Origin of the sequence: Chitinimonas sp. BJB300, assembly GCF_002735695.1 — a bacterium.
GTDB lineage: Bacteria > Pseudomonadota > Gammaproteobacteria > Burkholderiales > Chitinimonadaceae > Chitinimonas.
Genome location: NZ_PDZH01000118.1, coordinates 1 through 12,094 on the forward strand (window position 1 = coordinate 1; position 12,094 = coordinate 12,094).

At 55.8% G+C, this 12,094-nt stretch carries 8 protein-coding genes and 1 pseudogene; all 9 read right to left on the reverse strand.

Features of this window, described 5'->3' with window-relative positions; all coding sequences use genetic code 11:
- Window positions 1-872: 872 nt before the first annotated feature.
- Window positions 873-2,942, reverse strand: coding sequence for a GAP1-N1 domain-containing protein (locus CSQ89_RS16930; RefSeq protein WP_139023131.1), 2,070 nt, complete (start codon window positions 2,940-2,942; stop codon window positions 873-875).
- 10 nt (window positions 2,943-2,952) lie between these two features.
- Window positions 2,953-3,807 carry a TRAFAC clade GTPase domain-containing protein gene (locus CSQ89_RS16935; protein WP_139023130.1) on the reverse strand — a complete coding sequence of 285 codons (855 nt, stop codon included), beginning with the start codon at window positions 3,805-3,807 and terminating at the stop codon, window positions 2,953-2,955.
- Window positions 3,800-4,837 (reverse strand): TRAFAC clade GTPase domain-containing protein, encoded by a 1,038-nt coding sequence (locus CSQ89_RS16940; RefSeq protein ID WP_099407276.1) that lies wholly within the window; start codon window positions 4,835-4,837, stop codon window positions 3,800-3,802. The genes CSQ89_RS16935 and CSQ89_RS16940 overlap by 8 nt, the downstream gene beginning before the upstream one ends.
- A gap of 5 nt (window positions 4,838-4,842) precedes the next feature.
- Entirely contained in the window at window positions 4,843-5,907 is a 1,065-nt protein-coding gene (locus CSQ89_RS16945; protein WP_099407277.1) for a GTPase-associated system all-helical protein GASH, read from the reverse strand.
- Between the two features lie 15 nt (window positions 5,908-5,922).
- On the reverse strand, window positions 5,923-7,275 hold the full coding sequence (locus tag CSQ89_RS16950; protein ID WP_099407278.1) for a metallophosphoesterase: 1,353 nt from the start codon (window positions 7,273-7,275) through the stop codon (window positions 5,923-5,925).
- 243 nt (window positions 7,276-7,518) lie between these two features.
- Window positions 7,519-7,821 (reverse strand): annotated as a pseudogene (locus CSQ89_RS16955) (transposase); the annotation flags it as partial.
- Window positions 7,805-8,074: a hypothetical protein gene (locus tag CSQ89_RS16960; RefSeq protein WP_139023129.1), complete on the reverse strand. Its 270-nt coding sequence runs from the start codon at window positions 8,072-8,074 to the stop codon at window positions 7,805-7,807. The gene CSQ89_RS16960 and the pseudogene CSQ89_RS16955, both read right to left, overlap by 17 nt.
- A 21-nt stretch (window positions 8,075-8,095) precedes the next feature.
- A complete protein-coding gene (locus tag CSQ89_RS16965) occupies window positions 8,096-8,368 on the reverse strand; it encodes a DUF6966 domain-containing protein (protein WP_099407280.1) in 273 nt (90 codons plus the stop codon).
- Window positions 8,365-12,094, reverse strand: a 3,730-nt coding sequence (locus CSQ89_RS16970) for a hemagglutinin repeat-containing protein (RefSeq protein WP_199065642.1), incomplete at its 5' end; no start/stop codon positions are given. The genes CSQ89_RS16970 and CSQ89_RS16965, both read right to left, overlap by 4 nt.

Here is a 12,094-nt window from a genome sequence, read left to right on the forward strand (position 1 = left end):
GCGACATTCTGGAAACGGGTAATGATTCCTACCGATTCAAACACCGCAAGAAAGGGTCGAAGACGTACTGAGTAAATGGAAAGAATTGGACGCTGTTACCTGGTAACTATTGGGCGCTGTTTGACACTTTGCGTTGCGTGCGGGCATCTATGCCCATGGCCGTTGCTTGCCAGCCAGTGAATACGACCGTCTCCAAAGTGGTCGAGCGCTACCCGCAACGATCTTACATAACAACTCGTCGACTGTTTCTTGGCACCCTGAGGACTATGTGTTACCGGAATCTCCTGTCGCGAAAGGGGTTGCTGAATGGCGCGGGGTCCTCAGTAACGAGGACTACCGTGAGACCCTCAAGGTCTTGGATAGGCTATTGAGCGGCCAGGTTGGACAGGTATGAAACTTGGGAGGGCGGCGTTCATACCATCTCCCCGGCCCCCTTAACTGACTTCCTTGTTCCATTGATCCCCGGACCCCTTTATGTACTCATACGAAGACCGCATCCGTGTAGTTCGGCTCTATATAAAACTCGTGAAGCGCCCCGGGGCGTTTCAAACACTGTTGTACCTCTCTCCCACTACTGATTAATCATCAACAGCTATCGCCGAATATATCGAGCATTGGACATGCAACGCATCGCTTAATTCGTTAGCCAACTGGCAGAGCAAGGTCGCCGACAGTGGATTCGAGACGATGCCGAGCGCATGGTTTCCTAACGGCTGTTGCGGCGAGAAATCGGCCAAAAAGGAAGTACAGCTGTCGCCTATGCAACGACAGTTGTCTGCAAGTTATCTGCCCTTGAGGAGGCCGGCAAACATGAATAGATTTAGGGTGTTCGAGAATCTTTCCGTATCCCTACACTACACCCCTCTATCCAGTTACCAGAATTTCGCGTGCTTCTTGATGAAATCATTGAGAAGACGACTACGGCGGATTTCAACGTCGTTGCGTGACTTGAGAAGCGCATTATTTACCGACCGAAGGTATCTCGCCCCACCCCAAAGGTCCAAAATTGCCTCCAGTAGCAATTTGAATAGGGCATCGGAACCAACTAAGTGAGCCAAAGCCTCGGGGCTCATCTGCGATTCATTGCACTTCCACGCCGTTGCACGCCGCAAACTGATTGCGTGGTCCCATTCCTGTCCGAAGGGTGCTCTGGGCAATGATCTCTCGAACTGGCGCCACAAATCTTCGGGGATTGCGTTCTTTGCTACAGCCGTATGAAGCGCCTCGAAGGTGAGCTTGAGTAGCTCCACGGCGCTTCGTGAGCGTCTGCCAAGAGCACGTTGAAACCCGTAGACTAGTAGCTCAATAGGAAGTTTGCCCTCCTCGGCAACAAGTGCGTGCAATGCCAGATACCATGGGTCAGCGCCTATATCGTTCGGAACAGCATCGGGCTGGATTGCTTCCGCAATCAGCATCAGGATCATCCTAGATGGGGGCGCTGGGCCTGCAAAGAACTGCGCCACAGCGTTAGTGTCGGCACATGCATACCGCAACCAAAAGCGGACCTGGTCAAGGTTGTTCGTCTGATTAACAACGACTTGAAGTTGTTCGAGAACGGTAACCGCCCCGACAACTTGTACTGCGAACTGGATCAAGACGTGTTCATGCAGCCCAAGAATCATCGCGCGCAGGACTGCGGCCTTTGATAGTTCGACTCCCACCCGAGCTGCAGTCAACGGATGCAACTTGCTGGAGGACCAGAAGACTGGATCCTCTGCGATGGAGGGTATGAGCTCCAGTAACGACTCTGCCAAGTCGCCAACCTGCGTGAGCTGCCGTATGACCGTTGCACGAGGGATCGACAAGGCGCCGGCTCGAATGGCGTCGTGAACCTCGTTGCGAGAATCCTTAGCCAAGTCAATTACCCTCCTTGGATCGCGTTCCCACAGCAATTGAGTCAAGTGATCCTGGTGCTTGCGGATCGTGGCCTCAGGAAGAAACGGTAACGTGTGGATGACGAAATCCAAGACCTGACCATCTGCCACTTCCAGATTTGCGATGGCTGCTTGCGCTACGATCGTCATCGCCAACTCAGACGTCGCGAACAGCGCCGAGTCCGCCACCTGGCGTACAGCATCCAAAATGCCTTCCACACTTGCGCACTTAAGCGCCGCGTGCAGGCTACAGAACGGACGCATCGCCTCTCGGCTTACGAGCATGTCTGCCCCCAGCCGCCGCAAGAAGGGCCGTAATGTCGAGTCCTGGGGGAGCTGTGCATCTTGCACTAGATCCTGCAACCAAGGCTCGGCCGACTTAGTAGTCGCTTCAATCCCGTCGATGCCCGAAGAGAAACGGAGATGCGAGCTCGTCCCTCCAGCCTGGGAAAGCTGAAGGTCGAACGGCATTCCCTCTTGCGACCGATCCCGCGACGTCAAAGTACAGAACCTGAAGGATCGCTTGAGACGTGGCCACTGCTGATCCCATAGCCGCAACACCGCGTTGTCAACCTCAGAACCGTCAGTTCGTCGCGCCCATACCTGCGCATAGGGGTACTCGTACACCGCACTCGCCAGCCTTTCGAACCAATCGGATGCTTCAGGCGATAAAGGCTGGCTTATCAGATGCTCTTGGAGCTCGACACCGATTTCGCCGGTGTAGTCTTCGAGAAGTACCTTCGTCGGTGGTCGCTGAAAAAGTCTTGTAATGACAGAGGGCGACACTAGTGCTGCCAAGTCGGTAAAACCGATGAGCAATGTGTGTGTCCATACGCATCCAGGGCGTGCCATTTCTGGCGCTGGCCAGGTTTTAGCCAAGGCATACAAGCCTGACTCCGCCAAGGGATAGCCCGTGATGTAAGGCACCCCAAACGACGTGACGCCCGGCCCTGAAACGTCGCTCATCACTAATACCAGCCTGGCGTCTTTGGCTGGCAAACTTACCGAGCATGCCAACTGACGATGTCCGTCTGAATATCCATGAAGCGCTTGATGAAGCTTTAGCATCGCAAGCTCATTAGCCCAAGAGCCAGTAAACTGGCTCGGTCAGATCATGCGATTCCGCGTCTTTGGCCACCACCCGAATGCGGTGAGAGGGCACTTCAATTTCTCGCATTCGTTCCGCGTCTGCATTCGGTTCACCACCTTCTCTATCGTAATCCGCCCCCTGTGCGCTGACGCCAAAAACACGCATTTTCCACCCCTCACCGAGGCCGCCCTCCAAGTACTGGTACAGCAGGGGCAGATTCAGCTTCAGGAAACGCTCGGGCGATACCCCGTCATTTTCAACTTTGTCCCAGGCAGACAAGATAACTGCGAGCCTGCGGGGACCAACGTACAACGGAGGTAATTGCAAGCACTGCAGGATGTCCACCAGCTGAACCTGGGTAGGTGAGGACTGAGGCTTCCAGGGAGTGGGGTCACCGCCGATGACAACACCCAAGTCTTGGCTTTGCGCCAAGTCATCAGCGATCCATCCAGGTACTCTGATTTTGTCTGCATGGATGAACAAGAGCACGCCATTGGTCTGCAACGCCTCAGCGACATCGGAGGGGCACTCCCGCATCTCCCACATCTGAGCGAAGGCCTCTCCAGCAATGTCAGGGAAGGTGAGTTCAAAAATCTCGCCGGAAGCCGGCTTCAAACTGAGTTTGACGGTCTTGTTACCAGAGTGGAATGTACGATCCTGATTCTTGGCCTGAAGCCATCGGGAGGCGATGGATCTCAGGTGAGCGGCTTCACCGGCTTCAAGTTTCGCGAGACTCAGGTGCCCATTCACTTTCTCATTGGTTAAAAGATGCCACAGGGCGGCCAAGAAGGTTGTCTTTCCGGAAGCGGGAAGTCCCAGTGCGACAATGGACTTGTTACTCATGACCATTACTCGCAAGCGGGGCTAATTTGCCAAATGAGCGAGCAGCCGTAGGTATCACCACCGGCACTGAGACAGGCTGCAGGCGTGCTGGCTCGGACATCCAATAGCGCAACAGCTCCACCATACCTTCGCCGCGGTCTGCGCTCGGAGATTGTGGAGAGGCCGCTACGTGGAAAGATTGAATGTCCCTGAAATGCTGCGTGAACTGTTTGCGGACATCTTCCAAGATACGCTCGAAATTCTGCAGGGCTCGCTCAGACTTGCCTGCACCCTCACGGACTGCGTCCAGCTTGGTGAGTACGACCGCGAGACGCTGCCACGGCCTGGTTGCACCAGACTCCTGAAAAGCGCGAAGAGTAAGACAGATATCGTCTTTTACCTGGTGGCGTAAGCCAGAATCTAGCAGGTGCTTTCCATCAGCCAGTACAGTGATGGTGTCCGCACGATGAAGTTCAAAGAACTGCTCCGCAAGCGCAGGCGTGGTCTGCACCTCCATATAGTCCTCGCCAGACCGGTTTGCCAGCAAGGCACTTCGTTTGCCCTTACATCCATCTGGAACAAGGTCAAGATGGAAGAAAGTTGCGTCTCCTGTCTGCGTACGCTCCATCATCGGTGTCTTTTGCTTCGACGCGCGCCGTGTGTCATGACACGCTTGCTCGAATGAATGAAGTGTAGACGACCCAGCGAAAGAAAAACCGTCCACCGGCCCTTGTTGAAAGAGGTCAAAGGCTCCAGCGATGAGACTGGTCTTGCCGGACCCGACTGGACCCACAATTGCGACAACGTTACACGGTTGGTTGCGCAACATTAGTTGGACATCACCCCGTGCCATTGCTTCCGCTCCAGGCAAGCTGACGCCCGGTACCGGCTTTCTCGTAGCAGGCGATGCCGGGCGATCAACGATAACCAAGGCTTTTCCGTAGTGGGTACAGCTCTGAAGGTCTGCGATGCCTTCGATGCAGCGACCATTTTCCGCGACCTTGCACTCCGGGTTGGCGCACCGGACAAATGCTTCTTCCGTGACGTCCATGATGGTCACCCGAGCTGGGTCCAAGAAATCTCGCGGTAGGCTGCTACCGCGATCTGGAGTGGCGAGAGGACGGGCTCGCGACTAAGTCCTGTTGTCGTGCTCCAAGCCGAAATCCAATCGTCCTGGCCATCAACTTCATGTCGCCGCTGAAGAGCAAAAAGTATCGGAGTCAGAGCCGGAGAAACGTCCTCGCCCTTTAATTTGTCGACTGCATTGTTCAACCAGTCTATCGGCATGCTTTGGACACATCCGGGAATGGACAGTAGAGGTGCATCCAGCAGGCCTGTACGAGACAATAGCGAAGAAAGTGCAGGCGGGCCGGGAAGAACCTTGGTAAGCCCTGCGAGTTCCCGAGCAATGGCTAGCGGCAAGTGTTCCGCCTCAATCTTCGAAAAGTCCTGAGCGAGGTCGAAGCTGTGCCCGCCCTCAATCCACCAGAGGATGTCGAGCTCCTCATCCTGGATAGTGACGTACTTTTGAACTGCGGCCTCGAATTCGCGTTGGCGACTCGCCATTTTAGATAGGGCCTTGTTGGTCGCACCAATAAGGGCCTGAGCAACATCAGACGGGATTTCGTTATCCAGCGCCTTGAGCAACGTAGGATCGGCTTTGTCCAATAAGGGTGTAACAAACTTGGCTTGCTCAAGAGCTGGCCGCCGACGGGAGGTTTCGGACAGCTGTCGCAGGACGTTGTCGCTCTGGCCAACGAGATCCATCGGCTGTTTCAGATCGCGGAGGCCACCACACGACGCACTGGCGACAATAGATGCGGCGAGCGCAACTATGTCTTTGTTCGTGGACCCCATTGCCACCGCCAATGTGCTCGCAGATAGGATGTGGAGTTCCTCGTCGCCCACTGCCGCAGCTTCGCCGGTCAGCGCCTGACGCAGGGCCGAAACCTCCGTAGAACTCTTAGGAGGCTTGAGGCGAAATGCTAGCGTCGTGAGTAAAACGAGGCTGCTTTTTCTTAGCTCCTCTGAGCATGCATCAATGGCTTTCCAGCGCTGTTCAATGAAAGACGCTTCCTGTGGGAAGGACGTTGCGTACCACTTCGAAAATTCACCCTTCACACTTCCCCCTTTTCGTTAGACATTGTTCTCGTTCTTCTCGATAAGCTTGGCTAGCTCAATCAGGAGTCCCTTTTGCTTCGCAACGTTAAGGGCGTTGCGGTAGCGTTCATGCGGCGGAACCTGCATATCGTCCTTGGTCATCAGCCCGAGCTCCAGGGCGATATCGCGCATCTGGCTGCTACTGAGCTGCCAGAACCTGAAGATGAGATTATCCGTGGATGGCTCAGTCACATCGACCTCCGTCTGCAGCTTAGGATGCACATCGGCTGCCGCCTCCTCCACCGCGGCATGGTCTGCTGAGGCAATGCTAGTCTCGGCCAGATTCGGTACCTTGAGCTTAGTGGGTGCCATCTTCCGGGTAAAAGATGGTTTCTTTGGCAGACTCAGTTGGTGGCTCCAGATCTCTTCTCGTCGCTGAGTGAGAACCGGCACAAACAACTCGCTAGGAGGTCCCTGGTAGTGACGTAAGCGCGCCTTAACTTCGACGAATCGATTCAGTCCCTCGCCGACCACCTCAAGATCAACCAGGTTATACCCGGGGTCCCACTGCGGCTCTCTTCGGTCAGGATTGACCGCACCGGCCATGAAACGAAAATATTCCGGAGGGCGCTGACCGCGCTGTTTATGCTCATGCCCGAAGAACTGAAGTTGCGCTCGCGCATTGATAAGGCCGTCGGCTCTGGACTCATCCGAGAACCACGAGGGAGGGTGATGACAGAGCACAAGGTTCATAACATCGTTCTGAGGGTTCAGAACTACTTGCGCGCTACCAAGGAACAATTGACCGGGTGCACTATCACGGTCGCCAGCCCCAGAAATCAGGACTGAGGTCAGCCCGAAAATCCGCAAAGTGACGTCTTCGGCTAGTTCCAGATCCTTTTGCCAGAAAGGGTGTTTTGGGTAGACGCTGCAGCCAAACTGAGCAGCGAATTCGTTGTAGGCTTCCAGCGGCTTAAAGAGATCTGTACCGGTCCGGTCATCGCCTAACTGTCGAGACATCTGCCGGTCGCGTTCGTGGTCGCCAACTTCTTTGGCAATGGCGTCCTGAGCATTTGACACAGCCACACTCGCGCAGATCGAGCGATTCATGTCGTGGTTACCTGGAACAGTAAGGATTCCGGAGGGCCCGCACCCGCAGAGTTTTGCTAGACGCAGCAGCCATCTCTTTGCGACTTCGTACTCGTCTACATGGCCCTTGAAAGCGATATCTCCCCCCACGAGGATGATATCAACCGGGATGTTGTCGTTGGTGCATAGCTCGACAAGGTCAGCCTCAAGGCGACTTCGAAATGCTACGTCTGGGTCGGTTGTGGGATTCAGGCACTCAGGTGACCGGAAGTGGATATCGGCTAGATGCAGGATGCGCATCCCGCTATTTTAGCGATTCGCTACATAGCTAGCTAGGGTAGTTCCCCGCAGAAGGCTTGAATATCGCGGATTGGCGCTAATCGCTAAAAGTGACGTCTCGCATCTGCCAAGTGTGGCGAAGTTTGTGCCGTCCCTGGGTGACAATTGCAAGACCCACCTTCGGAAGCAAATATTCTGGCCTGCGGCAGCCCTGTCGGGCTATAAAGCGCACAATGGGCGCACCAATGCTATTAACCCGGCAATTTAATACCCCAAATCCGCCGCATAAGCGATCTTGGGGTGACGGAAATAGGAACGAATACGCTCAGGCCGCAACTGCAGGCGTTTGAGCACCGAGCGAACGCGGGATTCCAGTTCTTCACGACTGCGGGCAGCACGACCGCTCCGAACCTGCTGCTTCAGATCGCCATTCAGGTATTCATCAGGATTCAACTCCGGCGCGTACGCCGGCAAGTAGAACACCTCTATCTCCTCTCGGTGCCCCTCCAACCAAGCGCGGACCAACTTGGCGTGATGAACGCGCAGATTGTCAAGAATCGAATGAACCGCCCCCCAATCCTACTTGCAGGGCACCCATCATGGCATGCAAGGCGATCTTCTCTTTGCTGCCGTCCTTCCACCCTTTGGCTTGGGCAATATCGCCGACCGCACGGAAGCCGATCTCCCCAACAAGCTGGCCGATTTCAACCTGCTCTTCCACCTTCTTGGCATCGAAGATGCGTTCAAGCTTTCCGTTGGCGTTGGTGGTGTCGCGGCTTAGGCCGGCGGGGCTGTTCTGGCCTGTGTTCTGGCCCTGCACCACGTCGTTGGCATCAAAAAACTATCCGTGACAAAGAGCGTGCAGCTTCGCTCTCAGTGCATCTAGTTCAGCGTTTTCTTTTGTTAACGGCTGTCCGGCTCTGTACAGAATCAAGTCATTTAATGACCCCATTCCCCCGTACATGGCCAGTATTTTGGCCGACGCTCTATTAGGATCAACTGCCATCTCCTTCCCTAAGGATTCAAGCGCTATCGCCCAGTCGTTAATTTCACCAATACGAAGAAGCTCTGCCATCCTTGTTAATGTTGCTTGTGTTTCTTGAGTTTTCATCATTTTAAAGGACTCGAATTGAGAACTTGGACGCCATCAATCGCCCATGGTTTAAGCACAACGATCTGCTGCGTTCCTCCAACGTAAAATCCACCCTGTGAGCCAACTTCACCCACGTAGACGGTAGTTCCTTTCGGGATACTGACCGCAAAAGATGTATCAATTGGGGAGGTACCGCCTCCAGGCCAAATAGGGAGAACAGCCTTGTCGATTCGTGTCTGAAGCACGCCTTCCGGAGGAGCTGCATCGAAGAACTGCCCAAGAGGTCGATCCGCTGTTCCTGCTCGATACAATGTAGTGTCTTGCGTCAACTCAACGACTTTATACCGTCCACCGGTGAAGGTTCCAGCGACTCCGGAATCAAGCAAACCAGGGTTAATTGCAGAGTGTTCGCTAACAATCCGACCTAGGGATGAAGGGGTATCAGCGTTACCTAAAATCCTGTTTGAAACACCCGCCTCGCCTCCCTTCACACTAACCGGCCCAGCTCCCATTTTAAACGCTTCAACCTGCTCTGGGCTTAACGTTGCGGTTTGAGATGGCACATTTGGTTTGGCGGTACTCGTAATATCCGCTGTTTGGGCCGTATTCTGAATTGGCGCTTGTACTGGTTTGGTATTTACGCTTGGCGTATTGGTTGGTGCCGCAGACTGAGTTGTGACAATGGGTTTCACATCCGGCGTCGGATGGGTTGCCGGCGTAGCGGGTGCATCGTCCTTATTGCCGAATGTTGGCAGCTTACTCACGCCTGATTTAAGGCCAGATATGCTGCCTAGCAGCAACCCCACCATATCGTTCAGCTTTTCCGTACCCGACGCAAAGCGCTTTTTCTCAAAATCCTCATAGACATCGCCTGGCAGACCCACCATCGCGGTGCCCATCTGTTTGACGGTATTGACGACGCCTTGCTCCTTGAGGAGCTGGCATGTATCCCCCATGCAGTTTTCTGGGGCTTTGCCCGTTACGATAAAACCGGTGGTGTCGATGATGTTTTGCGTGGTGTCGATCGCCCCATTCACCACACCGCCAACCACCCCAGCAACCGGACCTGCCACAGGGTGCGATTCTGCTACGTCTCGTGCGTCTTTCCAGTCCTTACGGATCGGGTCAACCACCAACGCTTTCAGCCCGTTGTCGCCTTTGGCGTTGAGTGTCGTAACGGTTGAGCCTACTCCCTGGGTAAAGGTATGGCCTGTACGCTTGCCTGCATCCAGGCCTTTGGCAAACACCCCATAATCAAGGAAATTGCCATTGCTGGCTTTTTCCTTGCTCAGCATGGCGCGAGCCTCATCATCCTCAGCACCGCGCTGCTCTTTGCGCACTGCGTCGTAATAGTCCTTCGAGCCCACCGCAAACTCAGCCGAACACTTGACCTCGGCACAGGCTGCCTCTTCAAGCCGTAGTGCCAGTTCCTTGTTATTGCCTGCCAGTTTCTGGATGCGTGTCCGTTCAGAGTTGTGTAACTGCCGGTTGTACAACTCAGCATCCAGCGCTGTGCCACCCCCGGTCAAGGCACCCGTGCTGCCACCGCCCACTGCCGCACCTGCAAGAGCACCAATAGCCGTACTGGCCAGTTGTTGCTGGCTGTTGCTCAACGTATCGGTATGCGCACGGCTGGCTTCTGCTGTGCCGGCGCTGACGGCACCCGTTACGCCACCCTGCAAGGCTCCCACGGTGGCGTGCAGCAGGGTTTTGTTCAGGCTGCCTTCTTTCCACTTGTCGTATTGGTCCTGCGTCTTGGCGATGACTTGGCTGGCTTGATCTTGTTGAGCCGTCGCTGTGGCCACGGTGTAGCCCGACGCTTCGTATTGCCTGAGGGTGCTTTGTTCGCTGTCGCTTAACGTACCACCTTGCTCGGCGCGGTTTTTAAGGTCGAGATAGCCCTCGGCATTTTCCTTGGCGAGCTTGGCCTGGTCGTGGTCCCGTGTTTTTGACTGCGCAATATCACCGGCTGCGCGGAAGCCCACCTCGCCGATAAGCCGGTTCACTTCAACCTGCTCTTCCACCTTCTTGGCATCGAAGATGCGTTCAAGCTTGCCGTTGGCGTTGGTGGTGTCGCGGCTTAGGCCGGCGAGGCTATCCTGGCCTGTGGTCTGGTCTTGCAATACCTCGATGGTGCCGGCAGCGATGGCGCTATGTGTGGTGCCTTTGGCCCGGTCATGCACCGGTACGGTGATATTGGGTTTGGGCGTGCCACCGCCCGCCGTATCGAACGACAGGGTGCCGCCCACTGCGGTGTATTCGGCTTTGTTGGTGATATCGCCAAACCCGATCGTCTGGGTACGCAGGCGATTCAGGCTGGGGTCGGCTTCACTGGCGATGACTGCGCCATTGAGTTGAGTATGCCCACCCACCTCGATATCAAACCCACCCTTGCCGGCATACAGCCCGGTTTGTTCCTGCACGCTGGCATAGTCACTACTGGTTTGGCTGTAGGTCAGGTTGCCACTGGCCCCGGTGTCATTACCCTGAACCGCCACCCGGCCTTCCAGTTGGCCGCTGATGCTCTTCTGCCGATAGCGGTCGACATCCTGTTCGCTGGTCAGCGTTAGGTTGCCGCCCACCTTGCCCTTGATGGTGTCGGCCTTGGCAATGGTGCCGCTGAGGTCAGTATTGCGTCCACTCTTGATCGTCAGGGTGCCGCTGGCATTGAGGGTGTTTTCTTCATGGGTAAGGCTGGAGAGTGCGGTGCTGCTTTCGCTGTACTCCAATGCGGTATACGCCCCCCAGCCACCGCTGCTGCCGCCTTTGCCCGACTGCCCGCCAGCATACAGGCCGACATCGGCCGAGTAGCGCTTGCTCTTGCTTTCGGTGCTTTGCGTGGCTGCTTGGCTCTGGCCGATCAAGTCGCGCTTGGCGTCTAAGACGATGTCCTTGCCCTGGGTATGCAAGCCCTTGAGCAGGATATCGCCGCCGGTGTCGCCCTTGGCGTCGGCCTCGCCCCCCGTGGCCTTGAACTGCAATGTGCCGCCATGTGATACCGTGGATTTGCGCACGGTTTCGCCATGCGCGCTGTCGGTGCTTTCCTGCCGGGTGGTGCCAATGCTGACGGTCACCTTGCCCGCTATCCCCCCTTTGCCGTCTTTATCGTCGCTCTTCTTGGCGCTTTCGACCATCTGTGCCAAGTCTTTGGCGGCATAAGCTGATTTGGCGGCCAATAGCGCTTTTAGACGTGGGTTGTCGGTTTCCACGGCGCGCGTCAGGCTTTTGCCCAAGCTCGCGACGGCATCGGCCTGCTTGCTTTGCGCGCCCACACGCACGCCTGTTGACTCGGTGTAACTATGGGTTTTTGCGTCAACGGTATCGACCACGGCAAAGGCTTTCACATCGCGCCCTTGGCCGATTACGTCGCCCTTGGCCTGCAGCTGCGCACCATAGGTGCTCAATGTCCCCTTCGTGGCCATGAGCGCCACGTTGCCGTTGAGACTGCCTACCATGCTGGTGGCGTGAGTGACCGAATGCTGGGTATCTTCCTTGCCCTGCTTCTGTTTGCCGGCAGTGAGTTGTGGACGCGAACCTGCGCCGGTCGACATCAGGCCTGTCTTGGTGATTTCCTGCTTATGGGTTTCGTTATGTGTCTGCGCGACGGTGCCCAGTGTCAGGTGACGGTCGGCTTCCAGCAGCACATCGTGCGTGCCCACCACGCTGCTGCCCATCAGATTAAGGTCTTGCCCCGCCTTGAAGTACACCGTATCACCGCTGAGCACACTGCCGATCGCGGTAGTGGAG

Coding starts and splice junctions, on each gene's coding strand:
- CSQ89_RS16930 (WP_139023131.1), bottom strand. CDS start 2,942: ATGCTAAAGCTTCATCAAGCGCTTCATGGATATTCAGACGGACATCGT.
- CSQ89_RS16935 (WP_139023130.1), bottom strand. CDS start 3,807: ATGAGTAACAAGTCCATTGTCGCACTGGGACTTCCCGCTTCCGGAAAG.
- CSQ89_RS16940 (WP_099407276.1), bottom strand. CDS start 4,837: ATGGACGTCACGGAAGAAGCATTTGTCCGGTGCGCCAACCCGGAGTGC.
- CSQ89_RS16950 (WP_099407278.1), bottom strand. CDS start 7,275: ATGCGCATCCTGCATCTAGCCGATATCCACTTCCGGTCACCTGAGTGC.
- CSQ89_RS16965 (WP_099407280.1), bottom strand. CDS start 8,368: ATGATGAAAACTCAAGAAACACAAGCAACATTAACAAGGATGGCAGAG.